Source organism: Streptomyces olivochromogenes, assembly GCF_021538895.1.
Taxonomy (GTDB): domain Bacteria; phylum Actinomycetota; class Actinomycetes; order Streptomycetales; family Streptomycetaceae; genus Streptomyces; species Streptomyces olivochromogenes_A.
Map to the genome: position 1 here is coordinate 15,035 of NZ_JADDRL010000053.1, position 17,147 is coordinate 32,181.

Below are 17,147 nucleotides of genomic sequence, written 5' to 3' on the forward strand. Positions count from 1 at the left end.
CTCATGACGGACCGTCAGTCAACAGCCCCCAGCGGCGAGTTGCGGGCCGCCACCAGTTCCAGCACTGTGCGCCAGTCCTCCAGGATCCCGGCGTCGAAACCGACGGACCGGCCCTCCTCGTCCGCCTGGCGCAGCCGGACCAGGTCGTCGTCGGCGCGGCCGACCGGCCCGCGCTGGTGGCGTACGAGGCGGGAGACCCGCTCGCCGAGCAGGGGGCGCACCGCCTCGGCGGCGCGGACCACCTGGCCTGTCTCGTCCCCGGGGCGCAGCATCCGGCCGATGTCGTGCACCAGCCCGGCCACCTGGAGCTCCTTGTCGGCGGGACGGCTGCGGCGCAGCAGGGCGGCGGTGCGGAGTGCGTGTTGGTGCGGGCAGGCGTACAACAGATCCATCAGCTCATCGACGCTGCGCAGCTCCATGCGTCAGTCCTCCCGCGAGACGGACGTTGCCGAAAGTCAGCAGATCATGGCGAGCTTTCGACTCGGCCAACGGCACTTGAACTGAGCAACGTGGCCGTCACTGTAAGCCAACTGGGTGATTCCAAACCACCCATCATGTAACAAACAGTCGCAAAATGGTGCTGATGGAGCACGGCCCGGGGCCGGATAGTTACGTCTTGTTTGCATTCCCTATCGAGCGGACCCCCGCTCATTTGGTTAATCTGGGAGGCGACGGACAGCAGCACGGGGTTCCACCCACACCCACGGTCCGTCCCGGGACAAGCCGGATCATCACGGCCTGCTCTCACGAGTGACCGGCGCCACCGCGTCCGAACTGGCCTTCCATCCAGACCCGAGCGGGCGTGCGGCGCCGAAACGCAGACCGGCCGGTATGCCCGAGGGTTACCCGACACATAAGGAGTGCGCGGTGACACCGGAGAAGACGAATCGCGATCAGCGCCCCAAGGAACGCACGGAGCGCGCGGGCCGCCGGCCCGGAGAACTCGGCAGCCTGGACGTGTGGGCCCGGTCCGCCCCGATCCGCCTCGCGGGCTACGAGGACGACCTCGCCGAACCCCACATCCTGCCGAGCGTGGACTGACCCCCGGGTCGGTCCGTCGCGATCGCCGTCGCATGGGCGTGCGAGACTCACGCCCATGCCGATCAGAGACGCCGTTGCCGAGGACTGGCCGCGGATCTGGCCGTTCTGGCACCGGATCGTCGCCGCCGCCGAGACGTACGCCTGGGACCCCGACACCTCCGAGGAGGCCGCCCGCGCCCTGTGGATGAGCCCGGCCAAGAGGGTCTACGTCGCCGAGGACGACACCGGCGCCGTGGTCGGCTCGGCCTACCTCGCCCCGAACTACGGCGGACCCGCCGCGGGCGTGGCGAACGCGGGCTTCATGGTCGACCCCGACCGCACCGGCCAGGGCATCGGCCGGGCCCTGGCCGAGCACGTCCTCAGCGAGGCGAGCACCCACGGCTACCACGCGATGGTCTTCAACGCCGTGGTGGAGACGAACCCCGCGGTCGTCCTGTGGAAGTCCCTGGGTTTCACCGTCCTTGCCACGGTTCCCGACGCGTACGACCATCCCCGCCACGGCAGGGTGGGGCTGCACATCATGTACAAGGCGCTCGACCGGCCGGAGGGCGCAGACGCGTGACGGCCGAAGAGTACAGCGCCGCCGACATCGAGATCATCGAGTTCGACGCACACGTGCGCCGGAGGCCGGCGATGTACTTCGACCTCCCGCGTGATCACCCCGGCCTGGCCACCCGGGTGCTGTGCCGGATCCTGACGCACGCTCTCCACCCGGCGCCCCGACTGGCCCCGGACCACACCTCACGGGTCCTGGCGGAGATCCGCGGGGACCTCGCCTTCGCCGTCACGGACGACCTGGCCGACGCCCTGGACGACGGCCCGGGCCGACCGCGGTTCGGGTACTACGGCACGCTGCTCGGTCCCGACCGCTGGACCAGCGGCGCGGCGGCCGCGCTCGGCGCGCGGACCGTCGTCGAGGTGTGGCGGGACGGCCACGGCGTCCGGCAGGAACTCTCGGGGATCCGCCCGGCGGGGGAACTCCGGAGCTTCGACCCGCCCGCCGGGGCGGGCACGCGCGTCGCCCTCACGCTCGACCCCGGGTACTTCGCCCCGAGGTCGGCGATCACCACCGACCTCGCCGGCCTCGACCTGCACGGCCGGTACTGCGAGGCGCCGCCCGGCCCGGGTTCCGTCACCCTCCGGGACCTGCGCGACGGGCGTGAGTTCCGCTACCGCTGATCCGCCGGCGGCGCCGTCCGCTGCCACGGGTGCAGCCGCTCCAGCTGCTCGGCCAGGGTCAGCAGGTCCTCCTCCGTGCCCGGGCGGCCGACCAGCTGTACGGCGCAGGGGGCGCCGGAGGGCAGGGTGCCGAAGGGGACCGCCATGGCGGGCCAGCCGGTGAGGTTCCACGGGGGCGTCATCGGCGAGTAGTTCGTGTTGACGAGGAGGTTGGGCAGCCAGCCCCGCTCGTGCCACGGGACGGCCTTGGGCGAGCGGCGGGCCAGGGCCGGGGTGAGCAGCACGTCGTGCTCGGCGAAGAAGGGCGTCAGCCGGCGGCGCAGGCGCTCGCGCCGGTCGCCGGTGCGGACGCCGGGCAGGAAGCGACGGCCCACGGCCGCGTGGATCCGGGTCCGGCGGGCCAGCCGCGCCGGGTCCAGACCGGCCGCGTCCACCGCCGTGCCCGCCGTCCAGTGCTGGAGCGAGGTCACCCCCAGGGAGAGCGGGAACGGCGGATCCGCCCGCCGCACCTCGTGGCCGGCCCCGCCCAGCAGCCGGGCCGCCTCCTTGACCGCGGTCGTATACGGTCCGGAGACGGTGACGCCGACCAGCGGGCTGCGCAGTGAGACCGCGATCCGGCGCGGGGCGGGCTCGTCGGCACGGACGAACTCCGTGTCCGCCAGCACCGAGAGCACCAGGCGCAGATCCTCGACCGTGGTGGCCAGCGGCCCGTTCTCGGACATGCCGAACCAGTCGCCGTTGCCGATCCCCGCCGGCACCACCCCGTGCCCCGGCTTCAGGGTGACGAGGCCGCAGTTGGCCGCCGGGATGCGCAGCGAGCCCATGCCGTCGTTGCCGAGCGCGACCGGCACCAGGCCGGCGGCCACCGCGGCCGCGCTGCCGCCCGACGAACCGCCCGCCGTGCGCGAGGTGTCCCAGGGGTTGCGTGACGTGCCGTGCACGCCCTCCGTCGTACCGAAGACGCACAGCTCGGGCACATTGGTCAGCCCCACGACCACCGCGCCCGCCGCCCGCAGCCGGGCCACCGTGACATGGTCCTCGTCGACGGGCGTGTCGGGGGTCGCCGCGGAGCCGATTCGGGTCGACTCGCCGCGTACGGCCAGGTTGTCCTTGACCGCCACGGGCACTCCGGCGAGGGGGAGTTCGCCCAAGTCGGAGCGGGCCGCCAGTTCGTCGGCCTCCGCCAGTGCCGCCTTCGCCCGGACCGCGCGAAACGCGCCGATCCGCCCGTCGAGCCGCTCGATCCGGGTGAGATGGTCGGCCACCACCTCGCGGGGCGTGGCCCGCTTCTCGCGTACGGCGGCGGCGATCTCGGCGGCGGTCCGGCCGACCCAGCTGGTCACGGGCGCTCCTAGGGGTACTCGGCAGTACACGTACTCGTCGGTACGTAGGGAGAACTGTGCACGGTCGCACCCGCCGCGTCGAGAGGCTGCCGATCGGCCACCAGGTCATCCGATCAATCTCTCAACTGCCTTCTTTTGACGCCCGATTGACAGTGCTCCGAGCCCCGCCAATCATCAGACATCCGATGAATGGGAGCCGCTCATGAGTACGTACCCCAGACGCCAGGTCCTGGGTGCCGCGGCGGGTGTCGCCGCCTCGGCCGCCCTTCCGCTCACCGCGGCGACGAGCGCGCGGGCCGCCGACAGCGCCGGGGAGGGGGACGGGCCCTGGGCCCCCGTCCCCGACCCGGTGCCGGTCCCGCTCGACGCCTACTTCGACAACGACGGCATCGACACCGCCGCCGCGCGCGGCGGCGACTTCGACGGCTCGGGCTACACCTTCCCCGGCGAGGAACTGCCCACGGGCCGCGTCGAGGTCGACGGCGTGCCGTTCCTGTTCCCGTCCTCGACGGTGGGCGCCGGGAGCGCCGGCCACGCCGGCAACGCCGGCAACAACGTCGTCGCGCTCGGCCAGCGCCTCGCCCTGCCCCCGGGCCACTACCTCTCCGCCTTCTTCCTCACCGCCGGCAGCTACGGCGACGCCTCCGGCAGCGCCACCGTGCACTACGCGGACGGCACGACCACCACGGCCGGTCTGGGCGGCGCCGACTGGTACGCGGCGGGCGGCCCCCTGGCGGCGCCCTACCGCTACCGGCCGGACGGCGGCAAGGACGAGCACCCGGTCGGCATGGGCGTCGGCGAGGTGTGGATCGACCCGCGGCGCGAGGCGGTCGCGGTCACCCTCCCGGTCACCAACCCCGCCGAGGCGAACAAGACCGCGCTGCACGTCTTCGCCCTCACCCTGCAACCGGTCGCCCAGGGACGCGCGTTGGCCCTGCGCGGCCTTCGCTCGACGAACTCGCTGCTGGAGCCGGCCGGCGCCCAGAGCGTGGAGGCGGTCGTCGTCAACGCGGGCACGGTCGCCGTCCTCCCGGCCGACGAGGTGTCCGTACGGGTCGACGCGCCCGGCGCCCGTACCGTCGCCCCCGCCCGCGTCCGCCGCCTCGACCCCGGCGAGCAGGCCCGCGTGCGCGTCGGTGTCCGCAACCGCCCGGGCACCCCGCAGGGCACCGACCGGGACGGCACGGTGACGGTCACCGGACGCGGCGCCCGCGCGGCGGCCGGGACGGCCCGGCTGACCCTCGGCGTCGCCGACTACGACCCCACCGAAGCGTCCCTCTCCGGCCACCGGGCGCCGTACTGGTTCCAGGGCGCCAAGTTCGGCATCTTCATCCACTGGGGCGTCTACTCCGTGCCGGCCTGGTCGCCGGTCGGCAAGCAGTACGCCGAGTGGTACTGGAACCACATGCAGGACCCGGCCAACGCCGTGTACGCCTACCACCGGGACACCTACGGCGCGGACTTCGCCTACGACGACTTCATCCCGCGCTTCACGGCTGAGCGGTTCGACCCGCGCGCGTGGGTGGAGCTGTTCCGGGACGCAGGCGCCCAATACCACGTCCTGACCTCCAAGCACCACGAGGGATTCGCCCTGTGGGACACCAAGGTCAGCGACCGCAACGCGGTGCGGATGGGCCCGAAACGCGACCTGGTCAAGGAACTCTTCGAGGCGTCCCGGCGGTACACCCCGGAGCTCCACCGGGGCCTCTACTTCTCGATGCCCGAGTGGTTCAACCCCGACAACCCGTGGATGGGCCACGCCCCGCGCAACCCGTACACCCTCCAGCCGGTCCCGTACACCGGATACACGGCCGGCAAGGACTTCGTGAAGGACTACCAGGCCCCGCAGATGCTGGAGCTGATCCACGGCTACGACCCGGAGCTCATCTGGTGCGACATCGGCGGCGCGAACGACAGCCTCCATGTCCTCGCCGAGTACTTCAACCACGCCAAGAACCGCGCGCGGCCCATCGACGTGACCGTCAACAACCGCTCCGGCATCGGCTTCCACGACTTCACGACCCCCGAGTACACGACGTACGACAACACGGTCGTCGCCAAGTGGGAGTCCAGCCGCGGCCTCGACCCGTTCAGCTACGGCTACAACCGGGCGACTCCCGACGCGGCCTACATGACCGCCGAGGAGGTCGTGCGCAGCCTCGTCGACATCGTCTCCAAGAACGGCAACTTCCTCCTCGACGTCGGCCCGCGCGCCGACGGCACCATCCCCGAGATCATGCAGACCCGGCTGCGTGAGACGGGCCGCTGGCTCCGCGTCAACGGCGAGGCGATCCACGACACGACGTACTGGTCACGCATGGCCCAGCTCGGCACGGACCTGCGCTTCACCGTCCGCCCCGACCGGGCCTTCTACATCCACTCCCTGACCCGGCCGGGCCCGAAACTCACCGTCGAGGCCCCCGTCCCCGTACGCCCTTCCGACCGGGTGACCATGCTCGGCCACGACCGCCCCCTGACCTGGACCCTGCGCAACGGCGCCCTGGTCGTCGACGTTCCCGAGGCGGCCCGGAAGGCGGGCCGGTACGTGTGGGTCTTCAAGGTGGAGTGGCACGACTGACGCCGGACGGCGTACGCCGCCGAGGCGGAGCCCGGTGTGTGGGCAGCACGGTTCAGGCAACGCCCGTGCTGCCCCGCCCGATCAGCCGCGGTACCGGTACCCGGACCGTTCGGGCCGGGCCGCCGTCCAGGAGTGCGGTCAGTTCGGTCGCGGCCGTGCGGCCGAACTCCACGCTGTCCCGGGACAGGGCCGACAGCCAGGGCTGGACCATGCGGCACAGGGCCGAGTCCTCCCAGGAGATCACGGAGACATCCGCCGGTACGGAGAAGCCGAGTTCGGACGCGGCGGCGAGGCCGGCGACGGCCATCACGTCGTTGTCGTAGATGAGGGCGGTCGGGGCGGGGGAGCGGCGCAGGACGCGGCGGGTGACGGCCGCGCCCTCCGTGTCGGAGTAGTCGGTGGTCACGGAGGTCACCTCGGTGAGGCCGCGCCGCTCGGCCTCCGCGCGCAGGGTGCGGATGCGGCGCTGGGTGTGCGCGAGGTGGGGCAGGCCCGCGATGTGCACGATCCGGCGATGCCCGAGAGCGGTCAACTCGTCGACCACGGAGGCCATCGCGCCCGCGTCGTCCGCCCACACCGTCGACAGGCCCGGGTGGCGCTCGTCCGGCGCGCCGCCGATCACCACGGCGGGCAGGCCGAGTTCGTCGAGCAGGTCGGGGCGCGGGTCGTCGGCGCGCGGGTCCACCACCAGGACGCCGTCCACCCGGTGCTCGGCCCACCAGCGCCGGTAGACCGCGCACTCGTCGTCGAGGTCCTGGGCGATCTGGAACAGCAGACCGAGATGGCGCTCTGCCAGCACCTCCTGTATGCCCGAGACGAGTTGGAGGAAGAAGGAGTCCACGCCCAGCGTGCCCGCCGGGCGCGCCAGGACGAAGCCGACCGTGGCCGCGCCCTCCCCGGACAGGGCGCGGGCCGCCGTACTGGGGCGCCAGCCGAGCTGCTCGGCGACCCGGCGCACCCGGTCCCGGGTGGCCTCGGAGACCCCGGGCCGATCGTTGAGCGCGAAGGAGACCGCGCTCTCGGAGACCCCGGCGCGGCGCGCGATGTCCTTCATCGTCGGCCGGCGCGCGGGCGATCGTCTGCCCGACACCCTGTCCCCTTTCGTGATCCACTAATGCGCTTGAGTTCAACCAACCTAAAGCGCATTAGCGATCGAGGCAATAGTCCGTACGCAGACCTGTGACCAGGGGAGTTGACGGAAAGGTGGCCAACTAATGCATTTAGCTGGGGCGAATCCATTGACGGGCCCCGGAAACGGCGTGCAAGGTCTGGCCCGGCACCTTCGACCACCTTCCTCGCAAAGGAGCCGTCCACCGTGCACCTGACTCGCAGAACGTTCGCCGCCGTCGCGGCCGCCGCCCTCCTGCTGCCGCTGAGCGCGTGCGGCTCCGGGGACGACGACGGCGGATCGACCGACGCCTCGGGCAAGGTCGAAGGTGACATCACCTTCCAGACCTGGAACCTGCGCGCCAACTTCAAGGACTACTTCGAGGGGGTGATCGCCGGCTTCGAGAAGAAGTACCCGGGCACCCACGTGAAGTGGATCGACCAGCCCGCCGAGGGCTACGCCGACAAGCTCAGCGCCGACGCCGCCGGCGGCACCCTGCCCGACGTCGTCAACGTCTCGCCCGACCTCCTCGCCCCGCTCGCCAAGGCCGGTCTCGCCCTCGACCTGGACAAGGCGGCCGGAAAGTACAAGTCCGAATATCTTCAAGGGGCTTGGACCGGCCACCAGGTACCGGGGATGAGCGGGACGTACGCCTTCCCCTGGTACCTGAACACCGGGCCGCTCTTCTACAACAAGTCCCTGTTCGAGAAGGCGGGACTCAACCCCGACCAGCCCCCGAAGACCTACGACGAACTCTTCGCCGACGCCCTGCGGATGGCGAAGCAGAGCGGCGGCAAGGTCGCCACCCTCGCCAACGTGCCCACCGTCGAGGACTTCGGGCGCTACGGCGTACCGCTCATGAACGACCAGGGCACCGGCTTCGCCTTCAACGACCCGAAGGGCGTCCGACTCCTCACCAAGTACAAGGAGTTGTTCGACGCCAAGGCGCTCGACACGCAGGCCCTGACCGCGACCCCGGAGTCCTCCGGGAAGAAGTTCCTCACCGAGGCCGTCGCCATGAACCCCGGCAGCGCCCTCGACCTCGGCAACTTCAAGAAGAACGCGCCGAACCTGTACAAGAACATCGGCATCACCGACCAGATCACCAGCACCGGCCACGTCAACATGTACGTGATGGGCGTGATGGTCAACTCCCGCACCGAGCACACCCCGGCCGCCGTCGCCTTCGCGCACTACGTCACCGACGCGGAGAACCAGATGTCCTTCGCCAAGAAGGTCGCCATCTTCCCGAGCACCGCCGGCTCCCTCGACGACCCGTACTTCACCAAGGAGGACGGCACCGACGAGACACGGGTGCGCATCGCCGCCGCCAAGTCCCTGAAGAACGCGGTCAACTACACGCCCGTGCTGTTCAGCGAGCAGATGAAGACCGCGCTGCGCAACGAGGTCGCCCGGGCGTTGCAGGGCAAGGAGAGTCCCGAGGCGGCTCTTGACAACGCTGTCAAGGCCTGCGACCGGCTCCTTCAGCAGCAGGGCTGAGACCGGCATGGCGAATCCCGCGATGTCCCGCGTCACCCGGGTGCGGCGCCACCTGCCCACCAGCCCCTGGCTGTTCGCCGCCCCGGGGCTGCTGATCACCGGCGTGTTCGTGCTCTACCCGTTCGTCTCCACACTGGTCAACTCGCTCACCGACCGCCGCACCCTGATCCCGGGTCACTTCGTGGGCCTCGCCAACTTCCGTGAGCTGCTCCACGACGACATGTTCTGGACCGGGCTGCGCAACAGCTCGCTGTACGTCGTCGGCGTCGTCCCGGCGCTGGTGATCCTGCCCCTGCTGCTCGCCCTCCTGGTCCAGAAGAACATCCCCGGCATCACCTTCTTCCGGTCCGCCTTCTACACCCCGGTCGTCGCCTCGATCGTCGTGGTCGGCCTCATCTGGGTGTGGCTGCTAGACGAACGCGGCCTGGTCAACTCCCTGCTGGAGGCCGTCGGGATCGGCCGGGTCGGCTTCCTCAGCGACCAGTGGCTGCTCCTGCTGAGCGCCATGGCCGTCACGGTCTGGAAGGGCCTCGGCTACTACATGATCATTTACCTGGCCGCGCTGGCGAACGTGCCCCGCGAACTGCACGAGGCCGCCGCGGTGGACGGCGCGGGCCCGGTGCGCCGCTTCCTCACCGTCACCGTGCCCGCCGTGCGCTCCACCATGGTCCTGGTCGCCGCGCTCTCCTCGGTGGCCGCCTTCAAGGTGTTCTCCGAGGTGTACCTGATGGCCGGCCCCAGCGGCGGCCCGGCCGGCGAGGACACCACCCTCGTCATGCTGGTGCAGCGCACCGGCACCGGCCTGACCGGCCGCGTCGGCTACGCCTCCGCCCTGTCCGTCGTCGTCTTCGTCGTGACCGTCGCGCTCATGCTGCTCGTCCTGCGCACCGACCGGAGGGAGGAGTCATGAGCGTCGTCGAGAAGGTACGACCCGCCCCGGCACCCTCCGTCCCGGGCGAGGCGCGCGTCACCGACGAGCACGGTCGCCGGATACGCGTCTGGGAGCTGGTCCTGCGCTACGCGCTGCTCCTCGTCGTACTGGCCCTCACCGTCGGCCCGTTCCTGTGGCAGCTGTCCACCTCGCTCAAGGGCCCCACCGAGGACATCTTCAGCTCCCCGCCCTCGTTCCTGCCGAGCCGTCCCACCCTGCACAACTACGAACGGGTCGCGGACACCATCCCGGTGTGGGACTACGCCCTCAACTCGCTCAAGGTCGCCACCGCCAACGTCGTGACGAACTGCGTGGGTTCGGCGCTCGCCGGGTACGCCCTGGCCCGGCTGCGCTACCGGGGCCGCCGCGCGGCCACGCTCGCCTTCATCCTCGCGATGCTCGTGCCCGTCGAGGGCATCGTCATCGCCCAGTTCACGACGATGCGCGAACTCGGCCTGAACAACACGCTCATCGGCGTCGTCCTGCCCGGCTCGATCGGCGCCATGAACGTCCTGCTGATGCGCAACGCCTTCGCCAACCTCCCCTACGAGATCGAGGAGGCGGCCTTCGTCGACGGCGCCAACACCTGGCAGCGTTTCCTGCGGATCGCCCTGCCCTCGGTGAAGGGGACCCTCGCCGTGGTCGCCATCTTCGCCTTCATGGGTGCCTGGGACGACTTCCTGTGGCCGCTCATCGTGCTCAGCGACCCGTCCCGGTTCACGCTCACCATCGGCCTCAACTACCTGCACGGCACCTTCGCCAATGACGAACGGCTCGTCGCCGCCGGCACGGTCATCGCCGTCGCGCCGCTCATCGCCCTCTTCGCCTGCCTCCAGCGGTACTTCTTCCGCGGCGTGGGCGAGGGCGCCGTCAAGGGCTGAACCCACCCAGCGTCACCAAGGACACCGCATGCCTGCTGCCGTCCGCTTCGGCGTCAACTACACCCCCAGCGAAGGGTGGTTCCACCACTGGCTCGACTTCGACCTCGACGCCGTACGCGCCGACCTCGACTCCATCGCCGCACTCGGCCTGGACCACATCCGGGTCTTCCCGCTGTGGCCGTACTTCCAGCCCAACCGCGCCCTGATCCGCCCGCGCGCCGTCGAGGACCTCGTCCGGCTCGTCGACGCCGCCGCCGAGCGCGGGCTCGACGTCGGCGTGGACGCGCTCCAGGGGCATCTGTCGAGCTTCGACTTCCTGCCGGCCTGGACCCGCACCTGGCACAGGCGCAACCTGTTCACCGACCCGGAGGTCCTCGACGGCCAGGCCGCCTATCTGCACGCCCTCGCCGGCGCCCTCGCGGACCGGCCCGGCTTCCTCGGCCTGACCCTCGGCAACGAGGTCAACCAGTTCTCGGCCGGCCCGCACCCCGACCCCGACCGGGCCACCGCCGACCAGATCGACGCCTGGCTGGGGCGGATGCTCGCGGCCTGCGAGAAGGGCGCCCCCGGCAAGCTGCACCTGCACGCCGAGTACGACGCGACCTGGTACCAGGACGACATGCCGTTCACCCCGGCCCAGGCCGCCCGGCACGGCGCCGTCACGGCCGTCCACTCCTGGGTCTTCAACGGCACCGCGCAGCGCTACGGCCGTACCTCCGTGCCCACCGAACACCACGCCGCGTACCTCGTCGAACTCAGCAAGGCCTGGGCCGACGACCCGCGCCGGCCGGTCTGGCTGCAGGAGGTCGGCGCCCCCGCCCCGCTGATCCCCGCCGAGCACGCGGCCGCGTTCACCGAGGCGACCGTCGCCCACGCCCTGGACTGCCCCGGGCTGTGGGGCATCACCTGGTGGTGCTCCCACGACGTCTCCCGCGCCCTCGCCGACTTCCCCGAACTGGAGTACACGCTCGGCCTGCTGACCAACGACCGGCGGCCCAAGGACCTCGCCCGGGTCCTCGCCGACGCGGCCCGCACGAGCGTGTACGCCCCCGCGCCGCGCACCACCGCGCTCGTCGTCCCCGCCGATCCGGCCCACCGCTCCCGCTGCGCCCCCGGCGGCCCCGTCTTCGACGCCTTCTTCCGGCTCACCGCCGACGGCGCCCGCCCCACCACCGTCCTCGACACGCGCGCGGCCGACCGGGACCACCTCGCCGCACGCGGCATCACCGAAGTCGTCACTCCCGACCAGGTACTCCCCACCCCACAAGGAGGCACCCGCTCGTGAACCCCAGCAGACGAACCGTCCTGATCGCCGGCACCACCGCCGCCCTGGCACCGGCCCTGCCGGCCGTCGCGGCCCCACGGGCCGCCGCCGCGAACCCGCCGTATGCGTCCTACTGGTACCCGGACTCGTTCCCCGCGGGCAGCCCGGACACCGGTATCACCTGGCGCAGTCTGAAGGCCTGGCGGGCGGCCGACGACGCCGACCTCGCCCTCAACGCCGCCACCGTGCCCCTCGCGGCCCGCTTCACCCCGACCCCGGCCAACACCACGGCCCGCTCCGGGCAGGCCCGCATCCAGGCCCTGGTCTCCTTCGGGCCCACGTCCGCCAACCCCTCCCAGGGTTCGGGCACCGCCGACTACTACGCGCTCACCCACTGGGCGTACCTCGACGAACTGGTCTTCTGGGGCGGCTCGGCGGGCGAGGGGCTGATCCTCGCCCCCAACGCGCCGATCGTGGACGCGGCCCACCGGCACGGCGTACCCGTGCTCGGCAACATCTTCCTGCCGCCCGTCGCGTACGGCGGGCAGCTCCAGTGGACCCGCGACCTCGTCCAGAAGGACTCCGCCGGTCACTACCCGCTCGCCGACCGGCTCGTCGCCGTCGCCGCCGCCTACGGCTTCGACGGGTGGTTCGTGAACGCCGAGACGAGCGGCGGCAACACCGCGCTCGGCACCGCCATGCGCGGCTTCCTCAAGGAGCTGAAATCTCTCGCGGCCGCCAAGGGGCAGCGGGTGACCTGGTACGACGCGATGACCGTGAACGGGTCGGTGAGCTGGCAGGGCGCGCTCAACTCCCAGAACCAGGCGTTCTTCCAGACCGCGGACGACATGTTCGTGGACTTCCGGTGGAGCGCGGGCACCCTCGCCTCCTCGGGCCAGAAGGCCGTCCAACTGGGGCGCAGCCGGTACGAGTTGTGGGCGGGCGTCGACGTCGAGTCGAACGGCTCGGACACCTACGTGAACTGGGACGCCATCGTGCCGACCGGAAAGGCGCACGTCACCTCGATCGGCTTCTACCGGCCCGAGTGGACACGCAACCATCTGCCGGCGGGGCGCACGCCGGGCGACTTCCACGCCGCCGACGACCGGTTCTGGACGGGACGGTCGCTGGACCCGTCGCGGCCGGACGGCACGGACGGCTGGCGGGCGCCGGCCGTGTCGGTCGCGGACCGGTCGACGCTGACGCGCGTGCCGTTCGCGAGCGTCTTCAACACCGGTCACGGGCTGCGCTGGTACGAGGACGGGGCGGTGACCTCGGACCTGCCGTGGAACCACCTCGGACTCCAGGACCGGCTGCCGTCGCGGCGATGGGCGGTGCGGACGGCGGGGGAGCGGCCGGCGGTCACGTTCGACTTCGCGGACGCGTGGCGGGGCGGCAGCAGCGTGCTCGTCGAGGGTGAACTGGATCAACCAGCGGTCCTGGACGTGTATGCGACACGGCTGCCGATCACCGCCGACACGGTTGTCGAGCTGACGCATCGCACCGACGCTGGAGGTGTGAACGTCGAGCTCGCCGTCGCCACCGCCGAGCCGAGCGGCGCCGGTGCGACACCGCCGTACATGTATCTGCCTGTGAGCTCGGTCAACACCTGGCAGACGTCGACCGTACGGCTCACAGGGCTGTCCGGCACCGTCCACGCCCTCGGCGTCCGGCTCACCGCGACCGACGGTCCCGTGCGCTGGCGGCTGGGCGGGCTCGCCGTCCGCGACACCGCCCCGGCCCCGGCCGCTCCCTCCGACCCGAGGATCACCGCCGCCTCCGGGGGCGACCTGCGCTTCGCCTGGAGCGCCGCTCCCGGTGACGTGCGCCATTACGAGTTGCACCGCGTCCTGCCCGACGGCACCCGGCGCTTCCTCGGCGGCACCTGCCAGCGGGCGTACTTCGTCGCCGGACTCCGGCCCGAGCAGGGCGAGTCGGCGGCACGGTTCGAAGTGCGGGCGGTGGGGGAGCTCTACACCGCGTCGGCCCCCGTGACCGTCACGCACACCTGGTAACCACCCTCGACCCAGCAACGGAGCACCCCGCATGCATGACGACCGCAGCCTGGTCGAAGCCCGCCTCCGCCGTGTCCTCGACGAACGCGTCCGCCCCGCCGTGTACCCCGAGTCCGTGCCGCTGGACGTGGCCGTGTGGCACGCGCCCGGCGAACCCGTGCCGGTCGAGGAGGGGCTCGCGGCCGAACCCGAGCCGATCGAGGTGGGCGCCCGGTGGGGTGCTCCCTGGGGCACCAGCTGGTTCCGGGTGACCGGGACCGTCCCCGAGGCCTGGGCCGGGAAGACCGTCGAGGCCCTCCTGGACCTCGGCTTCGACGAGAACATGCCCGGCTTCCAGTGCGAGGGCCTGGTCTACCGGCCCGACGGCACCCCGGTGAAGGGCCTCAACCCGCGCAACCAGTGGGTCCGCGTCGGCGCCCCCGTCGAGGGCGGCGAGCGAGTGCGGCTGCACATCGAGGCCGCCTCCAACCCGGTCATCCTCGACTACCACCCCTTCCGGCCCACACGGCTGGGCGACAAGGAGACCGCGGGCACCGAGCCCCAGTACACGCTCACCCGTATGGACCTCGCGGTCTTCGACGAGACCGTGTGGCAGCTGGTGATCGACCTGGAGGTGCTCGGCGAGCTGATGGCCGAGCTGCCGGTGGACTCGGCCCGCCGCTGGGACCTGCTGCGCGCGCTGGAGCGGGCGCTGGACGCGATCGACCTCCAGGACGTGGGCGGGACGGCGGCGCGGGCCCGGTCCTGCCTCACCGACGTCCTGTCCGCGCCCGCCGTCCCCTCCGCCCACCGCGTCAGCGCCGTCGGGCACGCGCACATCGACTCGGCGTGGCTGTGGCCGCTGCGCGAGACCGTGCGCAAGGTGGCCCGCACGACCGCCAACATGACCGCGCTCCTGGAGGACGAGCCCGAGTTCGTCTTCGCCATGTCCCAGGCCCAGCAGTGGGCGTGGGTGAAGGAACACCGGCCCGAGGTGTGGGCGCGGGTGAAGAAGGCGGTGGCGGACGGTCGGTTCGTGCCGGCCGGCGGCATGTGGGTGGAGTCGGACACCAACATGCCGGGCTCGGAGGCGATGGCCCGTCAGTTCGTGCACGGCAAGCGGTTCTTCCTCGACGAGTTCGGCGTCGACAACCAGGAGGCCTGGCTGCCCGACACCTTCGGCTTCGCCGCGGGCCTGCCGCAGATCATCCGGGCCGCGGGCGCCAAGTGGCTGCTCACGCAGAAGATCTCCTGGTCCCAGACCAACAAGTTCCCGCACCACACCTTCCAGTGGGAGGGCATCGACGGCACGCGGATCTTCACCCACTTCCCGCCGGTCGACACCTACAACTGCTCCATGCGCGGCTCGGAAATCGCCCACGCGGCCCGCAACTTCAAGGACAAGGGGTCCGCCCGCCACTCCCTCGCGCCGACCGGCTGGGGCGACGGGGGCGGCGGCACGACCCGCGAGATGATCGCCAAGGCGGCCCGGCTGCGGGACCTGGAGGGCTCGGCCACCGTCCGCTGGGAGACCCCCGAGGCGTTCTTCGAGAAGGCCGAGGCCGAATACCCCCACCCGCCGGTCTGGGTCGGCGAGCTCTACCTCGAACTCCACCGCGCCACCCTCACCAGCCAGGCGAGGACCAAGCAGGGCAACCGCCGCAGCGAACACCTCCTGCGCGAGGCCGAACTGTGGGCGGCCACCGCCGCCGTACGCAGCGGATTCCCTTATCCCTACGAGGAGTTGGACCGCATCTGGAAGACGGTCCTGCTGCACCAGTTCCACGACATCCTGCCCGGCTCGTCCATCGCCTGGGTGCACCGCGAGGCCCGCGCCACCTACGACCGCCTCGCCGCCGAACTGGGCACGATCATCGACGCCGCCCAGCGTGCCCTGGCCGGTGAGGGCGAGACCGCTCTCGTCTTCAACGCGGCCCCGCACCCGCGCGCGGGTGTACCGGCGGGCGGCGCGGCCGCACCCGTGGCACAGGGCGCGACGACCGTGTCGCCCCGCCCGGACGGCGGACACGTCCTCGACAACGGCCTGCTGCGGATCGCCGTCGACGCCCGGGGCCTGGTCGTCTCGGCGTACGACATCGAGGCCGGCCGCGAGACCGTCGCCCCGGGCCGGGCCGCGAACCTCCTCCAACTCCACCCCGACTTCCCGAACATGTGGGACGCCTGGGACGTCGACGCCTTCTACCGCAACAGCGTCACGGACCTCACGGACCTCGACGAGCTGGGCGTCGGCGAGGACGGCGGCTCGGTCCGGATCGTCCGCTCCTTCGGCTCCTCGCGCGTCACCCAGGTGCTGTCGCTGCCGCCGGGCGAGCGGCGGCTGGTGCTCGACACGGAGGTCGACTGGCACGAGACCGAGAAGTTCCTCAAGCTGGCCTTCCCGCTCGACCTGCACGCCGAACGGTACGCGTCCGAGACCCAGTTCGGGCACTTCCACCGCCCCACCCACACCAACACCTCGTGGGAGGCGGCCAAGTTCGAGGCCTGCAACCACCGCTTCGTCCATCTGGAGGAACCCGGCTGGGGCGTGTCGATCGTCAACGACTCCACCTACGGCCACGACGTCACCCGCACCGTCCGCACCGACGGTGACCGTGGTACGACCACCACGGTCCGCGTCTCCCTGCTGCGTGCCCCGCGCTTCCCCGACCCCGAGACCGACCAGGGCGTCCATCGTTTCCGGCACGCCCTGGTCCCCGGGGCGGGTATCGGGGACGCGGTCCGCGAGGGCTGGCGGATCAACCTGCCGGAACGCCGGCTGACCGGGGCCCGCGAGGTCGCCCCGCTGGTCACCGTGGACAACGAGGCGGTCGTGATCACGGCGGTGAAACTGGCCGACGACGGCAGCGGCGACGTGGTGGTCCGCTTCCACGAGGCCCACGGCGGACGGGCCGTTGCCACGCTCACGGCGGGCTTCCCGATCGCGGACGTCACGACTACGGACCTGCTGGAGCGACCGGAAGAACGGGCGGCTACGCCGGCGTGGGCCGGGGACCACATCCCCGTAAGCCTACGCCCGTTCGAGCTCATGACCCTGCGCCTGCAGCGGGGGTGAGCCTGTCCCGCGTCTGCGTCGGGGGTGGGTCCGTCCCGCGTCCGCGTCGGGGTTGGACCCGCCTCGCGTCCGCGTCGGGGTTGGACCCGCCTCGCGTCCGCGTCGGGGGTGGGCCCGTCTCGCGCCCGTGCCGGGGGTGGGCCCGTCCCGCGCCTGCGGCCAGGGTTGGGCCCGCCTCCCGCCCGCGTCGGGGTTGAGTCCGTCCCGCGCCCGTGCCGGAGTTGAGCTGGCCCCGCACCCGTGCCGGAGTTGACC

13 protein-coding genes are annotated in these 17,147 nt (G+C 71.8%); 10 read left to right on the plus strand and 3 right to left on the minus strand.

Annotation, left to right across the window (positions count from 1 at the left end):
• Positions 1–14: 14 nt before the first annotated feature.
• Entirely contained in the window at positions 15–419 is a 405-nt protein-coding gene (locus tag IPZ69_RS25470; protein WP_235456778.1) for an HD domain-containing protein, read from the minus strand.
• A gap of 448 nt (positions 420–867) precedes the next feature.
• Between IPZ69_RS25470 and IPZ69_RS25475 the strand changes: the two genes are divergently transcribed.
• The 3 genes from IPZ69_RS25475 to IPZ69_RS25485 are packed head-to-tail and all read left to right on the plus strand — an operon-like array spanning position 868 to position 2,220.
• A complete protein-coding gene (locus tag IPZ69_RS25475; protein WP_110633937.1) occupies positions 868–1,041 on the plus strand; it encodes a hypothetical protein in 174 nt (57 codons plus the stop codon).
• A gap of 55 nt (positions 1,042–1,096) precedes the next feature.
• Positions 1,097–1,603 carry a GNAT family N-acetyltransferase gene (locus tag IPZ69_RS25480; RefSeq protein WP_235456779.1) on the plus strand — a complete coding sequence of 169 codons (507 nt, stop codon included), beginning with the start codon at positions 1,097–1,099 and terminating at the stop codon, positions 1,601–1,603.
• Complete coding sequence (locus IPZ69_RS25485; protein WP_235456781.1) at positions 1,600–2,220, plus strand: hypothetical protein; 621 nt, start codon at positions 1,600–1,602, stop codon at positions 2,218–2,220. The genes IPZ69_RS25480 and IPZ69_RS25485 overlap by 4 nt, the downstream gene beginning before the upstream one ends.
• Here the strand turns inward: IPZ69_RS25485 and IPZ69_RS25490 are convergent.
• Positions 2,211–3,563 carry an amidase gene (locus IPZ69_RS25490; protein ID WP_235456782.1) on the minus strand — a complete coding sequence of 451 codons (1,353 nt, stop codon included), beginning with the start codon at positions 3,561–3,563 and terminating at the stop codon, positions 2,211–2,213. The two genes, IPZ69_RS25485 and IPZ69_RS25490, sit on opposite strands and share 10 nt — an antisense overlap.
• A gap of 202 nt (positions 3,564–3,765) precedes the next feature.
• Here IPZ69_RS25490 and IPZ69_RS25495 point away from each other — a divergent pair, with 202 nt between their 5' ends.
• Positions 3,766–6,141 carry an alpha-L-fucosidase gene (locus IPZ69_RS25495; protein ID WP_235456783.1) on the plus strand — a complete coding sequence of 792 codons (2,376 nt, stop codon included), beginning with the start codon at positions 3,766–3,768 and terminating at the stop codon, positions 6,139–6,141.
• A gap of 52 nt (positions 6,142–6,193) precedes the next feature.
• On the opposite strand, the gene IPZ69_RS25500 is transcribed toward IPZ69_RS25495, so the two are convergent.
• Positions 6,194–7,195 carry a LacI family DNA-binding transcriptional regulator gene (locus tag IPZ69_RS25500; protein ID WP_235456824.1) on the minus strand — a complete coding sequence of 334 codons (1,002 nt, stop codon included), beginning with the start codon at positions 7,193–7,195 and terminating at the stop codon, positions 6,194–6,196.
• Positions 7,196–7,456: 261 nt separating this feature from the next.
• Here IPZ69_RS25500 and IPZ69_RS25505 point away from each other — a divergent pair, with 261 nt between their 5' ends.
• The 6 genes from IPZ69_RS25505 to IPZ69_RS25530 are packed head-to-tail and all read left to right on the plus strand — an operon-like array spanning position 7,457 to position 16,892.
• Positions 7,457–8,749, plus strand: a complete 1,293-nt coding sequence (locus tag IPZ69_RS25505; RefSeq protein ID WP_235456784.1) for an ABC transporter substrate-binding protein — start codon at positions 7,457–7,459, stop codon at positions 8,747–8,749.
• A gap of 7 nt (positions 8,750–8,756) precedes the next feature.
• Positions 8,757–9,659: a carbohydrate ABC transporter permease gene (locus IPZ69_RS25510; RefSeq protein ID WP_235456786.1), complete on the plus strand. Its 903-nt coding sequence runs from the start codon at positions 8,757–8,759 to the stop codon at positions 9,657–9,659.
• Positions 9,656–10,561, plus strand: a complete 906-nt coding sequence (locus IPZ69_RS25515; protein WP_235456787.1) for a carbohydrate ABC transporter permease — start codon at positions 9,656–9,658, stop codon at positions 10,559–10,561. The genes IPZ69_RS25510 and IPZ69_RS25515 overlap by 4 nt, the downstream gene beginning before the upstream one ends.
• 28 nt (positions 10,562–10,589) lie before the next feature.
• Positions 10,590–11,846 (plus strand): glycoside hydrolase 5 family protein, encoded by a 1,257-nt coding sequence (locus tag IPZ69_RS25520; RefSeq protein ID WP_235456789.1) that lies wholly within the window; start codon positions 10,590–10,592, stop codon positions 11,844–11,846.
• Positions 11,843–13,840 (plus strand): endo-beta-N-acetylglucosaminidase, encoded by a 1,998-nt coding sequence (locus tag IPZ69_RS25525; RefSeq protein WP_235456792.1) that lies wholly within the window; start codon positions 11,843–11,845, stop codon positions 13,838–13,840. The genes IPZ69_RS25520 and IPZ69_RS25525 overlap by 4 nt, the downstream gene beginning before the upstream one ends.
• Positions 13,841–13,871: 31 nt before the next feature.
• Positions 13,872–16,892, plus strand: coding sequence for an alpha-mannosidase (locus IPZ69_RS25530; RefSeq protein ID WP_235456795.1), 3,021 nt, complete (start codon positions 13,872–13,874; stop codon positions 16,890–16,892).
• Positions 16,893–17,147: the final 255 nt, after the last annotated feature.

What these genes read in the sequence shown, in the direction of transcription:
- IPZ69_RS25510 (WP_235456786.1), top strand. Translation starts at nt 8,757, where the DNA reads ATGGCGAATCCCGCGATGTCCCGCGTCACCCGGGTGCGGCGCCACCTG.
- IPZ69_RS25495 (WP_235456783.1), top strand. Translation starts at nt 3,766, where the DNA reads ATGAGTACGTACCCCAGACGCCAGGTCCTGGGTGCCGCGGCGGGTGTC.
- IPZ69_RS25520 (WP_235456789.1), top strand. Translation starts at nt 10,590, where the DNA reads ATGCCTGCTGCCGTCCGCTTCGGCGTCAACTACACCCCCAGCGAAGGG.
- IPZ69_RS25530 (WP_235456795.1), top strand. Translation starts at nt 13,872, where the DNA reads ATGCATGACGACCGCAGCCTGGTCGAAGCCCGCCTCCGCCGTGTCCTC.
- IPZ69_RS25470 (WP_235456778.1), bottom strand. Translation starts at nt 419, where the DNA reads ATGGAGCTGCGCAGCGTCGATGAGCTGATGGATCTGTTGTACGCCTGC.
- IPZ69_RS25480 (WP_235456779.1), top strand. Translation starts at nt 1,097, where the DNA reads ATGCCGATCAGAGACGCCGTTGCCGAGGACTGGCCGCGGATCTGGCCG.
- IPZ69_RS25515 (WP_235456787.1), top strand. Translation starts at nt 9,656, where the DNA reads ATGAGCGTCGTCGAGAAGGTACGACCCGCCCCGGCACCCTCCGTCCCG.
- IPZ69_RS25500 (WP_235456824.1), bottom strand. Translation starts at nt 7,195, where the DNA reads ATGAAGGACATCGCGCGCCGCGCCGGGGTCTCCGAGAGCGCGGTCTCC.